The sequence below is a fragment of the Streptomyces sp. KR80 genome (genome assembly GCF_052245555.1).
GTDB lineage: Bacteria > Actinomycetota > Actinomycetes > Streptomycetales > Streptomycetaceae > Streptomyces.
The window spans coordinates 34,977-54,860 of record NZ_JBQQCD010000008.1 but is presented as its reverse complement, the minus strand read 5'-3'; the positions used below and the strand labels follow the sequence as shown (position 1 = coordinate 54,860).

Below are 19,884 nucleotides of genomic sequence, written 5' to 3'. Positions count from 1 at the left end.
GGTGGTCAGGCCCCCGTTCCCGCAGTCGCCGACTGATCCGCCTCGCCGCGGGCGGCCGCAAGGCGGACCGCGTCGAGGATCTTCTCGTAGCCCGTGCAGCGGCACAGGTTGCCGGACAGCGCCTCGCGGATGTCCGCGTCGGAGGGCTGGGCGTTGCGCTCCAGCAGCTCGTCGGCGGCGACGAGGAGGCCCGGGGTGCAGAAGCCGCACTGCACGGCGCCCGCGTCGATGAAGGCCTGCTGGATCGGGGACAGATCGGCGGCCTCGCCGGTCTGGCTGTCGGCGGCCGCCCGTGAGCGGAGCTCACTATTGGACGGGCGCGACTCCCACCTACGGGCGGCGTCGACTGTCGTACCGCAGGCTCCCGACGCGCAGCCCTCGGCGCGCTGCTTGGCGTAGTCCGCCAGGCCCTCGACCGTGACGACCTCGCGGCCCTCGACCTGGCCGGCGGCGACGAGGCAGGAGCAGACCGGCACGCCGTCGAGGCGGACCGTGCAGGAGCCGCACTCGCCCTGCTCACAGGCGTTCTTCGAGCCGGGCAGCCCCATGCGCTCGCGCAGGACGTAGAGCAGGCTCTCGCCCTCCCATACGTCATCGGCCTCGTACGGGCGGCCGTTGACCGTGAAGTTCACGCGCATCGTTCGATCCCCTTCTTGTTGCCGAAGCCGCGGTACGCGTCCCAGGTCCAGCCCAGGGTGCGACGGGCCATCACGGCGACCGCGTGGCGCCGGTACTTCGCGCTGCCGCGCACGTCGTCGATGGGGTTGCAGGCGCCGGAGCAGAGCTCCGCGAACTGCTTGGCGACCGACGGGGTGATCGTCTTGCCGCTCTCCCAGAAGCCGCCCTCCTCCAGCGCGGCGGCCAGGAAGGCCTCCGCCTCGTGGGCGCGGACGGGAGTGGGCGCGGCGGAGCCGATGCCGGTCCGTACGGTGCGCGTCTCAGGGTGCAGCGCGATGCCGAAGGCGCACACGGCAATGACCATCGCGTTGCGGGTGCCGACCTTGGAGAACTGCTGCGGGCCCGCCGCCTTCTTGATGTGCACCGTCTTGATCAGCTCGTCCGCCGCGAGGGCGTTCCGCTTCACGCCGGTGTAGAACTCGTCGATCGGGATGAAGCGGCTGCCGCGCACGGACTCGACCTCGACTTCGGCACCCGCGGCGAGCAGGGCGGGGTGGGCGTCACCGGCCGGGGAAGCCGTCCCGAGGTTGCCGCCGACACCGCCGCGGTTGCGAATCTGCGGGGAGGCCACGGTGTGCGAGGCCAGGGCGAGACCGGGGAGCTCGGCGCGCAGCTGCTCCATGATCTGGGTGTACGACACGGAGGCGCCGAGCCGGACGTTCTCCTCGCCGACCTCCCACTCCCGCAGCTCGGGGATGCGGTTCAGGTCGAGCAGGTACTCGGGCCGACGGTGGTCGAAATTGATCTCGACCATCACATCGGTGCCGCCCGCGATGGGCACGGCTGTGGGGTGCTCGGCCTTCGCGGCGAGCGCCTCCCCCCAGCTGGCGGGGCGAAGGAAGTCCATCCGTGGCTCTCTTCTTCGAATTCGGGTCGGGCGGGACTAGCGGGGAGGACGTATGGCCACCCTCCTGGGGGCACCTCCCCGGGGGCACCTCCCCGGGGGCACCTCCCAGCGGTAGCTGGGGGAGGTAGCTGGGGGAGGTAGCTGGGGGAGGTAGCTGGGGGAGGTGGCTGGGTGAGGGTCCTCGCTGGTCGTTCATGTCCTGTTAACGCGGCGTGCTGTCAGTACACCGAGGTACGCCCTCCTGGGTGCAGTCACCGAAACCATGAAGCGATTGGCTGGCCGTGTGCTCAGTCTTGTAGATTCGAACGAAAGAGGGGGATCGGAAAGCTCGCGGCTTTGTCCCCTGGGCTTCACCTCGGGGCCCCCGGTAGCACACGACAGATCGGCGGCGACGAGATGCGGCTGCGCGCACTCCTGGAGACCGATGCCCTGGGCCTGCGGCTGCTCAGCGGCGAGGACGAGCTCGACCGCACCGTGCGTGGCGTGATGACCACCGATCTGCGCGATCCCAGCCGCTATCTGTCGGGCGGCGAGCTGGTGCTGACCGGCCTCGCCTGGCGCCGTAAGCCGGAGGACTCCGAGCGGTTCGTCCGGATCCTCGCCCAGGCGGGGGTCGCGGGGCTCGCGGCGGGCGAGGCCGAGCTGGGAGCGATCCCCGACGACCTGGTGGTGGCCTGCGCCCGCAACCGATTGCCGCTGTTCGCCGTCCACGAGTCCGTGGCCTTCGCCAGCATCACCGAGCATGTGGTGCGCCAGGTCTCCGGCGAGCGCGCCGGGGATCTGGCGGCGGTCGTGGACCGGCACCGCAGGCTGATGACCTCCGGGCCCGCGGGCGGCGGCCCCGAAGTGGTGCTCGACCTGCTCGGCAGCGACCTCGATCTGCGCGCGTGGGTGCTCTCGCCCACCGGCCGGCAGATCGCGGGATCGGGCCTGACCGACCCCGGACACCAGCTGCCGCCGGAGGCGTGCGCCGCCCTGGCGGGGGAGCATCTGGCGGCGACCCGCACCGGTCGGCGCGCGCCGTTCCGGCACATCACCGGGGGTGGCACGTACTCACTCTTCCCGATCCGCAGCGGGGGGCAGCATCCGGCGGCGGGCGGTGGCCGGGCCGCTCCGGGCTCCCGGGACGTGCGCGAGACGGTGCTCTCGGACTGGCTGCTGGCCGTCGAGGCGGACGCCGGAGACTGGCCGGCCGAGCGGCTCGACCTGCTGCAGGGCGTCACCCAGCTGATCGCGGTGGAGCGCGACCGCCGCGACGCGGCCCGTACGGTGCGGCGCCGGCTGGCTCAGGAGGTGCTGGAGCTGCTGCACACCGCGGCGCCGCCCGCCGAGGTCGCGGCCCGGCTGCGGGTCGCCGCTCCCGTGCTGCTGCCGGGGCTGGGCAGCACGCCGCACTGGCAGGTGGTCGTGGGCCGGGTCGAGTGGGAGGACGGCGACATCGACTCCGGCCCGGTCACCCAGTCGCTCCTCGAAGAGATCCTGGTCGACCCGCAGGCGGAGGAGCCGGAGCCGTCGGACCGGATCGCGGTGGCGCACACCGGGGACGAGGCGATCGCGCTGGTACCGCTGCCGTCGGTCGACACCACCGACGGCACCTCCGTGGCGGGTCTGCAGGCCGACGAGCTGCTGACGGCGGTCGGCGGGCCGCTGAGCCGTGGACTGGACGGCGACGGGCGGCTGACCCTGGGTGTCAGCGCGGTGGTGCACTCCGCGGAGGGGCTGCGCGGCGCGCTCGAGGAGGCCCGGCACGCCCGCCGGGTCGCGGCGGCGCGGCCCGGCCGGGTCTGCGCGGCGGGACACCAGGAGCTGGCCTCGCACGTCCTCCTGCTGCCCTTCGTCCCGGACGATGTGCGCCGCGCCTTCACGGCCCGGCTGCTGGATCCGCTGCGGGACTACGACCGGCGCCACCGGGCGGAGCTGATCCCGACGCTCGAGGCGTTCCTGGACTGCGACGGCTCCTGGACCCGCTGCGCGACGCGGCTGCACCTCCATGTGAACACGCTGCGGTACCGGGTGGGGCGGATCGAGCAGCTGACGGGGCGTGATCTGTCGCGGCTGGAGGACAAACTGGATTTCTTCCTGGCGCTCCGGATGAGTTGAGCGTCGCTCTCCCGGTGGTTTGTGAATCCGTTCACTCGTCCCCCTTGGCTGTGCGACGGAATCCGTGCTGAGATTCGCCCACGACCTAGGGCTCGACGGCGCGCGCAAGGGGAGGGAATGTGGCGGATACCGCCATGTCACATTCGGGACGGCCGGAGTCAGTCGAGGGGGAGGACCGGCACCATCCGCGCCGGGTCGCCGTATGGCGACTGCGGTCGCGCGGGTGCTGGGACGACGCGGCGGCGCTGCTCGCGCCGCACGCCGCGGGCGACCCCTCGCTGTCGTTGCAGCGGGCCGCCCTGCTCGTCGAGCGCTGTCTGTTCACCGCCGTCGGATGGGCCGAGGCCGAAGAGGCGCTGCGCGCGGCGGAGGCGGTGGCGGGCTCCGCCGACGAGCGCGGCGCGGCGGCCTGTGAGCGGGGCCATCTCGCGTACGCGGCCACGGTGCTCGGGGTCCGCGACCGGGCCGACGAGGCGCGCGCCGCGCTCGGCAGGGCCGCGGCGCTGGTCGCCCCCACCGCGCCCGGGCGACCGCTGCTGGACTTCCGGCGCGGCCTGATCGCGGAACACCTCTCGGACACCCCGCAGGCCGCGCAGGCGGCCTATCGCCGCGCCCACGCGGGGGCCACCGCCCAGGGCGACCTACTGCTGTGTTCGTTCACCTGGCGGCACCTGGCAGGGCTGGCGCTGCGCGAAGGGGAGCTGGCCGAGGCCCGGCACGGGTTCGCGGAATCCCTGCGCATCCGAGAGGAGTTGGGCTACCTCATCGGTACGGCCCCGGCACTGGCGGCCCTCGCGGAGGCCGAGCCGGAGCCCGAAGCCTCCCGGCTGCGTGCGGAGGCGGCCCGCCTCTTCCGCCTCCTGGGCTCCATCCCGACCTGGTTGGCCCCTCAACTGGAACCCCCGGCTCCGCGGGGGGTCGTGGCGTAGGCCGAAGCCGCTTCCCGCGATGCCCGTGCGGCGCGGAGCCAGCGGCTCGCCTGCGGGCGGCCGGCTCCGTGGTGAGCGGTTCAGGCTGCGGTGTCAGAGCGGGAGATCGTCGGGCAGGACCCGGAAGGCCTGGTGACGACCGAGGGGGCGCACGGCCCGGAAGTCTCGGCGGTCGAGAGTGAGGACCGCATCGGTGTCGTAGTCGGCAGCCAAGGCGACGTTCACGGCATCCGCAAGATCGAGGTCGAGCCCGTTGTAGCGGGCACGCACGGACTGCGCGGCCCCAAGGTGGTCCTCTGTGATCTCCGGTACGACGATGCGGCCCCTGCGCATCCAGTGCCGGATGTCGTCGATCGCGCTGACTGCTGCCTCGCGGCCGAGTTCACGCGTGGCGACGTGGTCGATCTCGGCAAGCAGCACAGGGGACATGACGAGGAGCCCGGCGCCCATGATCGCTTCATTTGCCGCCCGGTGCTCGGGGTGTGCGGAGTCGAGCGCGGCCAGGAGACCGGAGGTGTCGACAACGACGATCACGCAGCGGTTCCGGATTCGGTTTCGCGCTGGACCGCATCCGCCACGGCGCCACGCACGTCGTCCTTGGTGGGCGTGCGGCCGTGGCCTGCGAAGGTGCGGGAGAACAGGGGCTCGTCCCAGACGCGATTGGCCATGGCAGCGAGGTGAATCCCCTGGCGGATGATCTCGGCTTCGCTGATCCCGCGACGCTTCGCCGCTTCCTTGATGATGGCGAGGTCTTCCGGGTCGGCGTAGACGTTGGTGCGCTTCATCGACATGTACCAAGAGTAGCGTATGTACCAGACTGATGTATGAACTCTTGTCTGGCTGTCGCTGCACTCGGCCCGGCCGAGCGGGGTCAGCGCGTGCGGCGGGCGCCCGTGAAGTGCTCGCGGACCAACTGCTCGACGACCGCCAGGTCCCGCGCGGCCAGCGCGTCGAGCAGCGCGGTGTGCTCGGCCGCGTCGGCCAGCAGATCGGCGGCGCGGACGATGGAGCCCACGCCCACCGGCGCCTGCGCCCGGCGATGCAACTCATCACCGATCAGAGCGAGTTGGCGGTTGCCGGAGAGGGAGAGCAGTGCGCGGTGGAAGGCCTGGTCGCATTCGGCGTAGCGGACGCGGTCACCGCGCGCCGCGGCGGCGACGGAGTCCGCGGCGAGCGGACGCAGCTGCTCGAACCGCTCGGCCGGGACCGTGCCGGCCAGTGCGAGCATGACGGGCACCTCGATGAGCGCCCGCACCTCGGCCAGCTCTTCGAGATCGCGGGCGCTGCGCTGCGCCACGCGGAAGCCGCGGTTGGGGACGACCTCGACGGCGCCCTCGGCGGCGAGCTGCTGCATCGCCTCGCGCACGGGGGTCGGCGACACCCCGAACCGCTCGGCGAGCGCGGGCGCGGAGTACACCTCGCCAGGGGTCAGCTCGCCGCCCACCAGGGCCTCGCGCAGTGCGACGAGAACCTGTCCGCGGACGGAGTGGCGCCGCGGCACCCTACGCGGGGTCGCGGGAGCCGGGACCGTGGGCCCCGGTGCCCCTGCGGTCCTCGCCGGACGGGCGGGACCGGAGGGCAGCAGGGGAGCCGGAGGCTCGCTGTGGCCGTGCTCGCCGCGCGCCGCCTCATCTGCCCGGAACCCTTGGGGCACCCCATCCATGGCTGCCGCCCGCACCCCCGGCGCCGAATGCACCTCCCGGGAAGCCCCCGCCCCGGAACGCTCAGACGCCGAAGACGGTTCCTCTGCCCGGCCTTCTTCCGGTGCGGGCACGCGCGTACCCGTCCGCGAACGCGGACGAGGAACCTCGGCTCTTGCCTGCTTCATCGCGGTCCTCTCTCGCACGTTCTGCAGAACGATAGGCCGCCCCCGGCGCAGGTCAAACCTCGATCACATCGGGTAAGGTAAGGCTAACCTGCTAACGATCGCCGATCGGTGGTTCCGCATGCCCTCCGCAACGGCCGCTCCGGCCGCCCCAGCCTCCTCACCCGTCGCCGCGGCGTACGCCCGGCTGGCGGAGGCCCTCCCCGAGCTGCGGGTGACCGAGGAGCCGCCGCGCTCCGGCGGAGGCTGGGTCCGGGCGACAGAGCTGGCCGCGGGTGGCCCCGCCCTCGACGCCTTCCTGGCTTGGGACAACGCGCAAGTGCTGCGGGACTACGGGCAGCAGGCCCGGCCGGATGTCGTCGCGACCTTCGGACTGCACCGGTACGCCTGGCCCGCCTGCCTGCTGATCACCGTCCCCTGGTTCCTGCTGCGCCGCGTGCCCAGGCTCCCGGCCGGCCAGGTGTCCTTCCAGCGCGCCCTGGGACGGGTGACCGCGCGGATCCGGGACGTCGCCTGTCTGCCGGACGACCCGGCCGCCGCGCTGCCGAACTCCCGGGTCGTACCCGACGAGGACGCCCTGCGGGCCGAGGTGCGGGAGGCGGTGGCCGAGCATCTCGCGCCGGTGCTTGAGGGCTTCCGGCCACGGATGCGGCGGGGACCGCGAGCCCTGTGGGGCATGGTGACGGACGAGATCGTCGAGGGCCTGTGGTACGTCGGGCAGCTGCTCGGCGAAGAGCGCCGCGCCATGTCCGAATTGGAGCGGCTCCTGCCGGGCTCCACGGCGCCTTACGTCGGAGCGGCCGCCTTCCGGGAGCTGACCGGACCGAACGGCGAGGCGCTGCCGACCCGCGACCGGGCCAGCTGCTGCCTGTTCTACACGCTGCGCCCCGAGGACACCTGCGTGACCTGCCCGCGCACCTGCGACGCCGATCGCATCGCACGGATCACCGCGAACTGAGCCCCCGAACCCACGCCCCCGCGCCTCGGGGTCGAACACAACTCCCTGTCTCCTTATGGGAGTTCGAACCGTTCGGTCCTCATCGCACGCACCCGGCCTCCCTTGGCGTCCACTTGCGCCGAAACCCCTTGGCACAAGGACGGATTCCGCCAAGATGACGCCGACAGTGCCGGACCACACGGCAGAGCGTGACGCAAAACGAGGCGAGGGGCGCCGATGACACTGACCGACATATCGCTGAGCTGGCTCCTTCCGGGCATGGTGCTGCTCGCCGGCATGCTGGTGGCGGTGGTGGTCCTCACCCGCGGTCGCCGCACCGCGGAGGACGGTGCGGCCTCCGACACCTGGGAACGCAGCGAGGAGCGCCGACGACGGAAGGAGGCTGTCTACGGCACCGCCTCCTACGCCCTGCTGTTCTGCTGCGCCGCGGTCGCCGCCGCACTCTCCTTCCACGGGCTGGTCGGCTTCGGGCGGCAGAACCTCAACCTCTCCGGCGGCTGGGAGTATCTCGTCCCGTTCGGCCTCGACGGCGCCGCCATGTTCTGCTCCGTGCTCGCCGTGCGCGAGGCGAGCCACGGCGACGCGGCGCTCGGATCGCGGTTGCTGGTGTGGCTCTTCGCCGGTGCGGCCGCCTGGTTCAACTGGGTCCACGCGCCCAGGGGCCTGGGCCACGACGGCGCCCCGCAGTTCTTCGCCGGCATGTCACTCTCTGCCGCCGTCCTCTTCGACCGGGCGCTGAAGCAGACCCGCAGATCGGCGCTGCGCGAGCAGGGGCTCGTACCCCGGCCGCTGCCGCAGATCCGGGTGGTCCGGTGGCTGCGCGCGCCTCGCGAGACCTTCGCCGCCTGGTCGCTGATGCTCCTGGAGGGCGTACGGTCGCTGGACGAAGCCGTGGAGGACGTGCGCGAGGACCGGCAGCAGAAGGAGCAGCGCCGCCATCACCGGCGCGACCAGGAGAAGTTGGAGCGAGCCAAGATCAGGGCCCTCAACCGGCAGCACCGGATGTGGGGCCGGGCCCGCGGCGGGCGCCAAGTGGACGCGCCGGGACTGACCCAGCCCTCCGCCCAGGTCGGCGCGGAACCTGCCATAGCGGGACGCCTGACGCCGCCATCGGAGCAGGGAGCACTTCCCACGCACTCACGTCCGGCTCTCCAGGCCCTGAGCGGAGGTGACGACGAGAACGGCGGCCGGCAGGACCGGCCGCGGACCGTCGACCTCACCGCCGAGGACGACACGCTGACGATCCCCCGGCTCGACTCCCTGGAACGCAAACTCAAGGACCTCGAGCAGCAATTCGGCTGAACCGCTGACCCGGGCGGCGGGCCCGGCCCGGCTCCCACGCCGTCAGGCCGGCCCGCCCTCCAGCTCGAACCACACGACCTTGCCCGTCCCTTGTGGCCGGACACCCCAGGCGTCCGCCAGCGACTGCACGAGCAGCAGGCCCCTGCCACCCGTGGCTTCCCCACCCGACTTGCGCGGTACCGGCCGCCGGGTCACGAAGTCGCGGACCTCGACCCGGAGCCGGTACGCCGCCTGGGCCATCCGGCCGCGGACGAGGGTCGCCGTCACTTCCGCGCCCTGATCGGTGTGGACCAGGGCATTGGTCACCAGCTCGCTGATGAGCAGCTCGGCGACATCGGCTTGGTCCCGCTCCCCCCATGCCTGACACCGGAGCAGTTCGCGCAGTGCCGCGCGCACCTCCGACACCGCCGTCAGGTCCGAGTGCCTCAGACGTCTGCTCAGTACGGACTCCACGCGCTGCTGCGCCATCCACCCCGCCCCGTTGCTCGAATCGGTCCGAACCAGTCGAACTGGTTCACGCTCATGCATGCCCCGTTCACGCACGGCAATGCCCGGCACCGCCGGGAGAACAGTGCCGGGCATCAGGGGAGGACGGTCGCTGCGGGTGACCCCGCTGGCACAACAGTCGACAATCAGGACATTCCACCTGTAGCACCCGAGCACGTCGCCGGAGCGTCCGTTCCACCCGTACGGCGCACGGACTCCGCGCGCTGGGGGCACCCTGGGGGCACCCCCAGCGGTAGTCCCCCTGGGCCTGACGGCCCGGGTGGTACCCCCAGGGGGAGGTAGCTCGCTGTCTTCGCGTCAGGAATGTGGACGGTTATGGATTTTGGCGCGGATGGACCTCCCGGTCGCGCCTGTTCATGGGCGCCTCTCCATGGGCGTCCAGTCCGCCTTCCTCCTCCCCCGCGTCACCGCTCCCAGACGGCGGCGGCCGTACGGTCGTCCGCGTATCCCTTGGCGCGCAGCTGCACATCGGCGAGGAATGCGACGAGGCCCGGCGGGTCGGCGGCGGCCCAGCGCTCGGCGAGGAGTCCGGCGAGGGCGGGCTCGCCGCGCAGCGGTTCGGCCAGGCCGCTGCTGCACAGCAGCAGGGTGTCCCCCGGGCGGGCGACCGTCTCGCGGAAGCGGAAGGGCTCGGCGTGCGGCGAGGGCCGCGGGCTGTCCGTGGGGGTACCACCCGCGTCGGCGGCCGTGGGGGAGGATGGCGGCATGCTGCCGAGGTCGACGGTGAGGCGATCGTCGCCCGACAGCGCGGAACCGTGTCCGGCGACCGGTTCGCCGTATTCCGCATCGTCCGGGACGGCAGGCTCGATGTCCTGCCAGGCCCCGTCCCGCAGGCGGAACAGACCGCCCTCTCCGATGCCGAAGAACACCCGCGTACGGCACCCGGAGTCGGCCGGGGTCAGCAGACAGCGCAGGGTGGCGGAGTACTCGGCGGAGTCCAGGCCGAGCTCTGCCGCCCGGGCGCGCAGTCGGCCGTAAGAACGGTCGGTGAGCCGGTGCAGCCCGGATTTGAGCGGGCCGCGCCGGCCGGCCCGTATGTCCTCGGCGAGCCGGGCGTGGCTGCGGCCGACGGCGGAGCCGATCCAGCGGCAGGCGTCCGCCGCGGCCCGGTGCGCCCCCGTCGCGGCCCGCGCCCCGCTGGCCACGGCGGTCAGCAGCAGCGCGCGCTCCCCGCTGCCGAACCGGGCGATGAGCAGCGCATCGCGGCGGGGCTCCCCGCGGTAGCGGGCGGAATCTCCGCGCAGGGACGCCGCCCGCAACGTGACCGAGCCGTACCGGGCTCCATCGAGCACGGTGTCGGGCACGAGGGCGCCCAGATCCTGCGGATCGGCGACGGGCAGCGCGACCGGCTCCGCCTCGTACGTGGGCGGCCGGTCCCCGACGAACTCCCCCTCCTGCGGCGGTCGCGGCCCGTCCAAGGTGCCGGGCGGCGAGCCGGACTCCCGCGACTCGACGGCGCCCCGCCCGCCGGCGGGGAGATCCTGCTCCGGCTCGTCCGCCGAGAGGTCTGATAACCGCTCCGTGGTGCCGGAGGGGCGCTGCCCGGTCGGCGGGGAGTACGGCTGTGGGCCTGGACCTTCGGAGGTGGACGGTGGCTCCCAGGGGGTACGGGCGCCGGGGATCGGGCGTCCGGTGCGGGGGCTTGGGGACGGCTCCGCACGGGAGTCATCGTCCGCGTCGGCCCGGCCGCGCGGGCTCCAGGTCGGCTCCGGCCACTCCTCAGGGGCCGGTCCCGCGGGTGAGGTGTCGGGGAGGCCGGGCGAGCCCTGCCACCACTCCCCCTCCTCCGCCACGCGCTGCGCGGGGTCGGGCTCGGTGGGGTCCGCCCGGCCGACCGCCCGTGCGGCCGAGTCGAAGCGGTCGTCCAGTGAGTCCGCCGCGGCGGCGGGCCCCGTGTCCGACGTCCGCTCGTCGTACAACTCCCGCCACCAGTCGTCCTCGTGGCCACTCCGCTCCCCCTGCTGGCTCATGCCGTTATTGTCCCGCCCCACGCCCAGGGGGGAAGGGCGCCCGGGAGAACCGCCGAGGTGTCCCGCATGCCCGGATCTCCGGCCTGTACTGCGGTGCAGACACCTTGGCAGAGTGACCCGTGATACGGGGATGATGTCCGGCGGCGGTGTGTGCCTGGCCGATTTCCGCCGACACCGACCACCACCGTCTCGAGGGCCAGGCAGGGGGAGTCAGATGCTGACTGCGATCGGGCTGGACGAAGTGCAGGAGTCGGCGTACCGCGCACTGGTAGGTCTCGGCGCCGCCAAGGTCTCCGACCTCGCGCACCGGCTGACCCTGCCGGAGGAGGAGGCGGTCCGCACGCTGCGCAGGCTGGAGCGCCGGGGACTGGCCGCCCAGTCCTCCGCCGGCCCGGACCGATGGGTGGCCGCGCCACCCGCCGTCGCGCTCGGCGCGCTGCTCACCAGGCACCGTCATGAGCTGGAGCAGGCCGAGCTGGCAGCGGCGCTGCTCGCCGAGGAGTACCGCGCCGAGGCCACGGAGTCCGAGGCGCACGACCTCGTGGAGGTCGTGCAGGGCGCCAGCGCCGTCGCCCACCGGTTCCTCCAGCTGCAGCTCGGCGCGACCGAGGAGGTGTGTGCCCTCGTCGCCGGCGCGCCGACGGCCGTGACCGGCGCGGAGAACCACGCCGAGGAGCAGGCCACGCGCCGCGGCGTCCGGTACCGCGTGGTGCTCGAGCGCGAGGTGCTGACCGGCCCGTCCGGGATCGCCGAGCTTCAGAGGGCACTCGGCCGGGGTGAGCAGGTGCGGGTGATCGACCGGGTGCCGACCAAACTGCTGATCGCGGACCGCGCGACCGCGATGGTCCCGCTCACGCACCGGGCCGGCGAGCCCGCCACGCTCGTCGTGCACGCCCGCGGGCTGACGGAGTCCCTGATGGGGTTGTTCGAGAGTGTGTGGCGGGAGGCGCTGCCGCTGCGCCTGGGCACGGACGGGGCGCCGTACGAGGACGGGCCGGACGGTCCGGACGGCGTCGACCTGGAGATTCTGTCGCTGCTGCTGGCGGGGCTGACGGATGCGAGCGTCGCCAAGCAACTGGACCTGGGGCTGCGCACCGTGCAGCGCAGGGTGAAGCGGCTCATGGAACTGACCGGTGTGGCGACCCGGCTGCAGCTGGGGTGGCACGCGTACGAGCTCGGCTGGGTGGCGCGGGAGGACCGCCGGACCGGCCGGTCCTGACCGCGCCCGGGCCAGCTCGCTCCGGAAGCGCGGTCGGACACCTTCCGGCACGCTGGGGCCATGGAGACCTGGCAACTGGTCGCAGTGGGACTGGTGATGCTGCTCGGTCTCCTCGGCGTGCTGGTCCCGGGGGTGCCGGGCCCTCCGGTCGTCTGGTCCGGGGTGCTGTGGTGGTCGTTCACCGAGAAGACCGCGACCGCCTGGTGGGTGCTGATCGTCGCGTCCGCAGTGCTGCTACTCAACCAGGCGCTCAAGTGGCTGCTCCCGGCCCGCCGGATGAAGGAGGCGGGGATTCCGTGGCGCACCCTCTACATCGGTGGGGCGGCCGGTGTGGCGGGCTTCTTCCTGCTGCCCGTGGTGGGGGCGGTGATCGGCTTCGTGGCGGGCCTCTACGGCGCCGAGCGGGTGCGCCTGGGCAGCCACGGCAACGCCTGGACGTCGACGCGCACGGCGATGCGGGCGATCGGCCTGGCCGTGCTGATCGAGCTCTTCGCCTGCCTGGTCGTCGTGGGGATCTGGACGGGTGCGGTGATCGCCGGCTGAGGCCTCGCGCAGTTCGGGTCGGAGTACTGAAGTCGGATCCACCGCCCGATCACTGATCGGACCTCTCCGCCACTGTTGACGATCACCTCCGCCATCTCTACCTTCCGACGGCAGATAGCTCGGATGAATCCTGGAACGAGCAGCCCTGGGAGGCAGCATGGTCACCGTCGGCGAACCGTCCCCGTCCCCCAGTCCCAGCAGACGGGCCGTCCTCGCCACCGGCACCGCCCTCGGCAGTGCCCTCGCCCTCGGCTCCCAGGACCGGCAGGCCGTCGCCGCGCCCGCCACGGCCCTGATGGCTCCGGCGGCCATCCGCGAGGAGGACGTCTGGCGCCGCGTCCTCGACGACGCCGACATGGTCTGGGAAAGACTGCCCGCCACCTGGTACGAGGGCCCGTATCTCGGCAACGCCCTGCTCGGCTCCGGCATCTACGCCGAGCCCGGAAAGAACGCGATCCGGTTCAACGTCCAGCACAGCGAAGTTCAGGACCACCGCCCCGAATTCGGCTCGCTCTTCGGCCTCGCCCGGCTGCCGATCGGCCACTTCACCCTGGAGCCCGTCGGCACCATCACCGCGGTCGACTGGCGGCTCCGCCTCCACGACGCCGAACTCACCGGCACGATCACCACCGACGCCGGCACGCTCACCCTGCGCGCGCTGATCCACAACACCCGCTCCGTCCTGGTGGTGGAAACCACCACGACCGGCGGAGAGCGCGACCACCGCTGGGCCTTCCACCCCGCCGAGGCGATCAGCCCGCGCGCCGCCTTCAAACCGCTGCCCGAGGGCTACACGGCCAATCCGCCGGCCCGCATCGAGCAGCACGCCGGCGCCACCGCCGCCGTCCAGCCGCTGCACGCCGGCGGACAGCATGCGACGGCCTGGCAGGAGCGGCAGCGGGGCAGCCGGCGCACCCTGGTCGCGGCCGTGGCGCACTCCCACCCCGCGACGACCGCGCGCGACCGCGCCGTGAAGGCCGTACGGAGCGCCGCCGCCCTGCCGTACGACGCGCTGGCCGATACGCATCGCCCCTGGTGGCACCAGTACTACCGGAAGAGCTTCCTGTCCGTTCCGGACGCCCGGCTGCAGCGCTTCTACTGGATCCAGCTCTACAAGGTCGCGGCGGCGGCCCGCGCGGACGCGCCCGTCATGGCGACCTGCGGTCCCTGGCTGGAGCCCACCCCCTGGCCCGCCACCTGGTGGAATCTCAACGTCCAGCTCGAGTACTGGCTGATCCACGGCTCCAACCACCTGGAACTCGACGCCGTGACCCGGGCCTTGAGCGAGTACCGGGAGAACCTCTCCAGCCAGCTCGACACCCCCTATCGCAAGGACTCCGCGGGCATCCCCCGGACGACCGACATCCATCTGCAGAACGGCGGGAACGCGGCGAACGGCGGCTATGCGGTCGGCATCCCCGGCCGCAACCCCCCGACCCCCGAGGTCGGCAACCTCACCTGGGCGCTGCACAACGTCTGGCTCAGCTACCGCCACACCATGGACCAGTCCGTCCTCCGCGACACCCTCTTCCCGCTCCTGCGCAAGGCGATCAACTACTACCTGCACTTCCTGGAGCCGGGTTCGGACGGGAAGCTGCACTTGCCCAAGACCTTCTCGCCCGAGTACGGCGTGGACGCCCCCGACTGCAACTACGACCTGCAGCTGCTGCGCTGGGGCTGTACCACCCTGCTCGAAGCGGCCAGGACGCTCGGCATCGACGACCCGAAGGCCCCGCGCTGGCGCGAGGTCCTCACCAAGCTCACGCCGTACCCCGTCGACGAGAACGGCTTCATGATCGGAGCCGGGGTGCCCTTCGCCAAGTCGCACCGCCACTACTCCCATCTGCTGGCCGTCTATCCGCTGTACGAGGTGACCTGGGAAGACCCGTCGCAGTGGAAGCTGATCGAGACCTCGCTGAACCACTGGGTCGGCTTCGAAGGCGCGCTGCAGGGCTACACCTTCACCGGCGCGGCCTCGATGTCCGCGCAGATGGGGCGGGGCGAGGACGCGATCAACTATCTCGGCGAGCTGATGCGCCGCTTCATCCAGCCCAACACCATGTACAAGGAGTCGGGTCCGGTCATCGAGACCCCGCTGTCCGCCGCCCAGTCGCTGCACGACATGGTCTGCCAGAGCTGGGGCGATGTGATCCGGGTCTTCCCGGCCGTTCCCGCGGCGTGGCGCGATCTCGTCGTGCACGACTTCCGCACCCAGGGCGCTTTCCTGCTCAGCGCGGCCCGTGAGGCGGGGCGCACCCGGTGGGTGCGGCTGCGCAGCGAGGCCGGTGCACCCTGCGTCGTACGGCATGGGATCCCGGGCGCGACCGAGGTGCGGGATGAGGACGGGCGCCCGGTCCCGTACGAGGATGCGGGCGGCGGTGCGATCCGCATCGCCCTGCGCAAGGGGCGAACGGCGCTGATCACGGCGGAGGGCGACCGGCCTCCGATGCGCATCGAGCCGGTCGCGCCGAACGAGCCCGCCCCGCGCTGGGGACTGCCGGGCTGAGCCCGCTCGGCGCGATGCCGCGCGGACTACGCCGGTGCGAGGGCCGGGTAGTCGGTGTAGCCCCGGTCGTCGCCGCCGTAGAAGGTGGCCGGATCCGGCGTGTTGTACGGCCCTCCCGCCGCGAGCCTGGCCGGGAGATCGGGGTTGGCCAGGAAGAGGGCGCCGAAGGAGATGATGTCCGCCGTGCCGTCCTCGATCAGGGCCAGCTCCGCCTCTCCTGTCACCCGCTCCGGGGTGTGGGGGTTGAGCACGAACGTGCCGGAGAAGTTCTTGCGGAGGCTGTTCGTCAGCGTGCGGTCCGAGCTCTCCAACAGGTGCAGATACGCCAGGCCGACCGAGTCGACCGCCTCGACCAGCGCACCGTAGGTCTCCTCGACCCCGTCCTCGGAGATGTCGTTGAAGGGGTTCCCGGGAGAGATCCGCAGACCGGTGCGGTGCGCGCCGATGGCCTCGGCGACCGCTCGGGCCGTCTCGACGACCATCCGGAGGCGGCCGTCCAGGGAGCCGCCCCAGCGGTCGGTGCGCCGGTTGGTGCCGGTGGCCAGGAACTGGTGCAGCAGATATCCGTTGGCCCCGTGCAGCTCCACTCCGTCGAACCCGGCGGCCACCGCGTTGCGCGCGGCTGATGCGTAGTCGGTGATGGTCCGCAGGATCTCGTCCTCCGTCAGCTCCTTGGGTGTGACGAAGTCCTGCAGGCCGTCCGAGGTGAAGACCTGGCCCTTCGCGGCGATCGGCGAGGGGCCAACGGGGGTCAGGCCGTCGGGCAGCAGGCTCGGGTGGCCGATCCGGCCGGCATGCATCAGCTGGGCGAAGATCCGCCCGCCCGCAGCGTGCACCCGGTCGGTGACCTTGCTCCAGGCCTCGACCTGTTCGTCGCTGTGCAGTCCCGGAGTGTTGGGATAGCCCTGGCCGACCACCGAGGGCTGGATGCCCTCCGTGACGATCAGTCCGGCGGAGGCCCGCTGGGCGTAGTACTCGGCCATGGAGGCGGTCGGGGCGGCCCCAGGGGCGTCCGCGCGGTTGCGGGTCATCGGGGCCATGGCGATCCGGTTCTTCAGGGGAAGGCCGGCGAGGTCGATCGGGTCGAAGGCGATCGTCATGTGAGGCTCCTGGTCACGGTATGCAGATGCAGGTCAGCGACTTGCTTGCTCGGGCAACAAAGGGCCTGCCGTGTGCTATTCCCGGCTACTGAGGTCTGATCGGCGCATTTCATTGGCCGGGCAGGATAATGGGCTGTGAAGGGAAGGAGACGGCCATGACATGGGCAGCGTGCGGGGCGGAGCCCGCGGGTCCGGTCAGCCGGGCGATCTTCCGGGTGGCCCGGCTGCACCGGCTGCTCGCCGGGCAGTTGCTACGCAGCTTCGGCCTGCACGCCGGACAGGAAGTTCTGATGATGCGGCTGTGGGAGACGGGGCGGCAGCGGCAGAGCGAGCTCATGCGCGTTCTCGACCAGGACGCCTCGACGCTGACCCGGATGGTGCAGCGGCTGGAGCAGTCCGGGTTCGTCCGCCGCTGCCCGGACCCGGGCGATCGGCGGTCCATGATCGTCGAGCCCACGCCCGCGGGCATGGCGCTGCGCGCCCAGGTCACCGCGGCGTGGGAGGAGTTGGAAGCCACCACGCTCGACGGTCTGGGCGAGAAGGAGCGGCAGGCGGCCGAGCGGCTGCTCGGCCGCCTGGAGGCGAACCTCTGCCGGGCCGTCGGGCGTGATCAGTCCCTGGGTGCCGCCACCGGGCCGGCAGCCGGGCCGGTGGAGACCCCCTGAGCCGTACCCGGCGGGCTACGACCCGCCCTGGGGGCGCGGGCCGCGTTTGCGCTCCATCATGTGCCGGCCCAGGGCCTGTTTCTGCTTCCAGCCGCGCCGGAGCTCCGCCCGCAGCCGGGCGTCGGTGCGGGCGGCGATGTGCGCGTTCTCCCGCAGCAGTTTGCGGTAGCTCTCCAGCCTCCGCTCCGGTAGCGCTCCGCCGTCGACCGCCTCGAGCACGGCACACCCCGGCTCGACGGTGTGGGAGCAGTCGGGGAACCGGCACGCCTCGGCCAAGTCCTCGATCTCGGCGAAGACCTGCGTGACGCCGGCCTCGGCGTCCCACAGCCCGACCCCGCGTAGCCCTGGGGTGTCGATGAGGACGCCACCTCCGGGCAGCGGCAGCAGATCGCGGGTCGTGGTGGTGTGCCGGCCCTTGCCGTCGGCGTCCCGCGTGGCCTGGACGGCCTGGAACTCCTCGCCCAGCAGGGCGTTGGCCAAGGTGGACTTCCCCGCCCCCGACTGGCCGAGGAGGACCGCCGTGCCCTGGCGGAGGAGAGCGGTCAGCACATCCAGGCCCTCGCCCGTGGACGCGCTGACCGGCAGCACGTCGACTCCGGGCGCCACCGCCTGCGTATCGGCGACGAGATACGACAGACCCGCCCGGTCGGGCACCAGGTCGGCCTTGGTGAGCACGACCACCGGCTGCGCGCCGCTCTCCCAAGCCAGGGCGAGGAATCGCTCGATCCGGCCGAGGTCGAGCTCGGCCGCGAGCGAGACGGCGATGATCGCGTGGTCGACGTTGGCGGCGAGGATCTGACCCTCCGACCGCTTGGAGGACGTGGAGCGGACGAAGGCGGTGCGGCGCGGCAGCAGCGACCGTACGACCAGCTCGCCGAGGTCGAGCGCCGCCCAGTCGCCGGTGCAGACGATCCGCACCGGATCTCTCGACCACACGGCGGCGGCGGCGTCCGCCCGTACGGTCACGATGTGCACGCCGTCAGCGGCGACGACATCACAGCGGCCGCGGTCCACACGGACGATCCGGCCGGGCACCAGCCCGGCGGCGGCGTACGGGGTGAAGTCCGCGTCGAACCCCTCGTCCCAGCCGTAGGGGGCGAGCAGGTGCGCGGCGGTGAACTCGTTCAACGGGATGGCCCTTCGAAAGGGGTGGTCCCGGCTGAGCGCGCCGACCGGGCGCGAGGCCCGCGGAGGCCGCGGAGGGAAGTGTGTGAGGTCAGCCGGAGACCACGGTGGTGGGGAGGATGGTCTGCTGGATGCGGGCAGTGCCCTTCACGGCGACCGTCATCGTCCTCACCTCCTGCTGAACCTCACGGCAGTGTTGAACCTCGCGCGCCTCCGGACGGTTGGGCCCGGTGCCGGCTCGCTCGGTGCGACGGCGGACCGAACGTCGCCGTCGGGCCGACCCTAGCCGCGGCGCAGACCCCGGTGCCACCGCTTTTCCCGCCGCCGGACCGCGCGGCAAATCCCCTCCCGTCGCGCCCCCGCCGGGCGGCTCATGGCGCGTCGTGGTGTCCCGCTCCCTCGGCGGCCGACTCCTTGCCCGGCGAGCCGTCGCGCTCGCCGCGCTCCCGCTTCGCGTGCAGTCTCGAGCGGATGTCGTCCGGGGGCAGGAACTGCGCCCAGCGTTCGGGGAATTCGGACGGCGGCTCGGTGTCCGGCCAGTCCATGGACTCGTCCCAGTCGCCGTCCAGCCCGTCCACGTCGTCCCCGCGGGCGCGGGCCGCGCGCTGCGCCGCCGCCCGGGCGATCAGCTCCGCGGCCGCCTCCTCCCGGACCCGCTCGTTCGCCTCACGTGCCGCGGCCGTGGCGACCGACGGCCAGACCCGGTCGATCGCCGCGTTCACCGCCGCACCGGCCAGCACCGCGAAGGCGGAGACGCCGATCCAGAGCAGGACCGCCACGGGCGCGGCGAGCGAGCCGTAGATGGTCGGTCCTTCGACCGTGCTGATGAGGTAGATGCGCAGCAGGAAGCTGCCGAGCACCCACATCGCCAACGCCACCAGCGCACCCGGAATGTCCTCCTCCCAGGGGGAGCGGACCGGTACGGACACGTGGTAGAGCGTGGTCAGGAAGACCACCGAGAGGACGAGGACCACGGGCCAGTACAGGACCCGTACCACCGCCTCGCTCCACGGCACGATGTCCATGACGGCGTCCGGACCGGCCACCATCAGCGGCAGCACCACCGCCCCGACGCTCAGCGCGATCAGATAGAGCAGAAACGCGAGCAGCCGGGTCTTGACGATCCCGCGCACGCCGTCCAGCCCGTACATCACGGTGATCGTGTCGATGAAGACGTTCACGGCCCGGGAGCCGGACCACAGGGCGAAGGCGAAACCGAGCGAGATGACGTCCGGTCTGCCACCGCTCGTGACGTCGTCCAGCAGCGGCCGGGCGATCTGGTCCACGCCCCGGTCGGAGAGCACCGTCCCGGACGCGGTGAGGATGTTCTGCCGGATGTTGTCGATCGTCTCGGTCCCGATCCAGGAGTCCAGGTAGCCCAGGAGCCCGATCAGGCCGAGGAGCAGCGGCGGCAGCGACAGCAGGGTGAAGAACGCCGCCTCCGCGGCGAGGCCGAGGATGCGGTACTCGATGCAGGAGTTGACCGTGTCCTTCAGAAGCAGCCATGCCACCTTACGCTTGGACACATGCGGATAAAGGGCACGGGCACGACGCAGGCGGCCAGTAGACCGCCTGGGGGATGACTCGGCTGCTTGCACCTCCTTAACGTA

The 19,884-nt window shown here is 72.3% G+C and carries 18 protein-coding genes; 8 read left to right on the top strand and 10 right to left on the bottom strand.

Annotation, left to right across the window (positions count from 1 at the left end):
• Window positions 1–5 precede the first annotated feature (5 nt).
• Both ACTWQI_RS14190 and ACTWQI_RS14185 read right to left on the bottom strand, forming a co-directional pair.
• On the bottom strand, window positions 6–638 hold the full coding sequence (locus ACTWQI_RS14190; RefSeq protein WP_443270421.1) for a (2Fe-2S)-binding protein: 633 nt from the start codon (window positions 636–638) through the stop codon (window positions 6–8).
• Window positions 629–1,525 carry an FAD binding domain-containing protein gene (locus ACTWQI_RS14185; RefSeq protein ID WP_443270420.1) on the bottom strand — a complete coding sequence of 299 codons (897 nt, stop codon included), beginning with the start codon at window positions 1,523–1,525 and terminating at the stop codon, window positions 629–631. The genes ACTWQI_RS14190 and ACTWQI_RS14185 overlap by 10 nt, the downstream gene beginning before the upstream one ends.
• 396 nt (window positions 1,526–1,921) lie before the next feature.
• On the opposite strand from ACTWQI_RS14185, the gene ACTWQI_RS14180 reads away from it, so the two are divergent.
• The gene (locus tag ACTWQI_RS14180) at window positions 1,922–3,625 is read left to right on the top strand and encodes a PucR family transcriptional regulator (RefSeq protein ID WP_443270724.1); all 1,704 of its coding nucleotides are present in this window, start codon (window positions 1,922–1,924) and stop codon (window positions 3,623–3,625) included.
• 134 nt (window positions 3,626–3,759) lie between these two features.
• Window positions 3,760–4,554, top strand: a complete 795-nt coding sequence (locus ACTWQI_RS14175) for a hypothetical protein (RefSeq protein ID WP_443270418.1) — start codon at window positions 3,760–3,762, stop codon at window positions 4,552–4,554.
• Window positions 4,555–4,647: 93 nt separating this feature from the next.
• Here ACTWQI_RS14175 and ACTWQI_RS14170 read toward each other — a convergent pair whose 3' ends face one another.
• From ACTWQI_RS14170 to ACTWQI_RS14160, 3 genes are all read right to left on the bottom strand, one after another.
• Window positions 4,648–5,088, bottom strand: coding sequence for a PIN domain-containing protein (locus tag ACTWQI_RS14170; protein ID WP_443270416.1), 441 nt, complete (start codon window positions 5,086–5,088; stop codon window positions 4,648–4,650).
• The gene (locus ACTWQI_RS14165) at window positions 5,085–5,345 is read right to left on the bottom strand and encodes a CopG family transcriptional regulator (RefSeq protein WP_443270415.1); all 261 of its coding nucleotides are present in this window, start codon (window positions 5,343–5,345) and stop codon (window positions 5,085–5,087) included. Before ACTWQI_RS14165 ends, ACTWQI_RS14170 begins: the two co-directional genes overlap by 4 nt.
• A gap of 80 nt (window positions 5,346–5,425) precedes the next feature.
• The gene (locus ACTWQI_RS14160) at window positions 5,426–6,382 is read right to left on the bottom strand and encodes an FCD domain-containing protein (RefSeq protein ID WP_443270413.1); all 957 of its coding nucleotides are present in this window, start codon (window positions 6,380–6,382) and stop codon (window positions 5,426–5,428) included.
• Between the two features lie 118 nt (window positions 6,383–6,500).
• On the opposite strand from ACTWQI_RS14160, the gene ACTWQI_RS14155 reads away from it, so the two are divergent.
• Both ACTWQI_RS14155 and ACTWQI_RS14150 read left to right on the top strand, forming a co-directional pair.
• Window positions 6,501–7,337, top strand: a complete 837-nt coding sequence (locus ACTWQI_RS14155; RefSeq protein ID WP_443270412.1) for a (2Fe-2S)-binding protein — start codon at window positions 6,501–6,503, stop codon at window positions 7,335–7,337.
• A 216-nt stretch (window positions 7,338–7,553) separates the two neighbouring features.
• Window positions 7,554–8,639: a DUF2637 domain-containing protein gene (locus tag ACTWQI_RS14150; protein WP_443270410.1), complete on the top strand. Its 1,086-nt coding sequence runs from the start codon at window positions 7,554–7,556 to the stop codon at window positions 8,637–8,639.
• A 42-nt stretch (window positions 8,640–8,681) separates the two neighbouring features.
• On the opposite strand, the gene ACTWQI_RS14145 is transcribed toward ACTWQI_RS14150, so the two are convergent.
• A complete protein-coding gene (locus ACTWQI_RS14145; RefSeq protein ID WP_443270408.1) occupies window positions 8,682–9,107 on the bottom strand; it encodes an ATP-binding protein in 426 nt (141 codons plus the stop codon).
• A gap of 443 nt (window positions 9,108–9,550) precedes the next feature.
• The gene (locus ACTWQI_RS14140) at window positions 9,551–11,116 is read right to left on the bottom strand and encodes a protein phosphatase 2C domain-containing protein (protein WP_443270406.1); all 1,566 of its coding nucleotides are present in this window, start codon (window positions 11,114–11,116) and stop codon (window positions 9,551–9,553) included.
• Window positions 11,117–11,330: 214 nt separating this feature from the next.
• On the opposite strand from ACTWQI_RS14140, the gene ACTWQI_RS14135 reads away from it, so the two are divergent.
• From ACTWQI_RS14135 to ACTWQI_RS14125, 3 genes are all read left to right on the top strand, one after another.
• Window positions 11,331–12,335, top strand: coding sequence for a helix-turn-helix domain-containing protein (locus ACTWQI_RS14135; protein ID WP_443270404.1), 1,005 nt, complete (start codon window positions 11,331–11,333; stop codon window positions 12,333–12,335).
• Between the two features lie 60 nt (window positions 12,336–12,395).
• Window positions 12,396–12,878, top strand: coding sequence for a DUF456 domain-containing protein (locus tag ACTWQI_RS14130; RefSeq protein WP_443270402.1), 483 nt, complete (start codon window positions 12,396–12,398; stop codon window positions 12,876–12,878).
• A 157-nt stretch (window positions 12,879–13,035) separates the two neighbouring features.
• Entirely contained in the window at window positions 13,036–15,384 is a 2,349-nt protein-coding gene (locus ACTWQI_RS14125; protein WP_443270400.1) for a glycosyl hydrolase family 95 catalytic domain-containing protein, read from the top strand.
• Between the two features lie 26 nt (window positions 15,385–15,410).
• On the opposite strand, the gene ACTWQI_RS14120 is transcribed toward ACTWQI_RS14125, so the two are convergent.
• Window positions 15,411–16,484, bottom strand: coding sequence for an alkene reductase (locus tag ACTWQI_RS14120; RefSeq protein WP_443270398.1), 1,074 nt, complete (start codon window positions 16,482–16,484; stop codon window positions 15,411–15,413).
• A 155-nt stretch (window positions 16,485–16,639) separates the two neighbouring features.
• On the opposite strand from ACTWQI_RS14120, the gene ACTWQI_RS14115 reads away from it, so the two are divergent.
• Window positions 16,640–17,149, top strand: a complete 510-nt coding sequence (locus ACTWQI_RS14115) for a MarR family winged helix-turn-helix transcriptional regulator (RefSeq protein ID WP_443270396.1) — start codon at window positions 16,640–16,642, stop codon at window positions 17,147–17,149.
• Between the two features lie 15 nt (window positions 17,150–17,164).
• Here ACTWQI_RS14115 and rsgA read toward each other — a convergent pair whose 3' ends face one another.
• Entirely contained in the window at window positions 17,165–18,277 is a 1,113-nt protein-coding gene (gene rsgA, locus ACTWQI_RS14110) for a ribosome small subunit-dependent GTPase A (protein ID WP_443270394.1), read from the bottom strand.
• A 368-nt stretch (window positions 18,278–18,645) separates the two neighbouring features.
• On the bottom strand, window positions 18,646–19,872 hold the full coding sequence (locus ACTWQI_RS14105; protein WP_443270392.1) for a YihY/virulence factor BrkB family protein: 1,227 nt from the start codon (window positions 19,870–19,872) through the stop codon (window positions 18,646–18,648).
• Window positions 19,873–19,884: the final 12 nt, after the last annotated feature.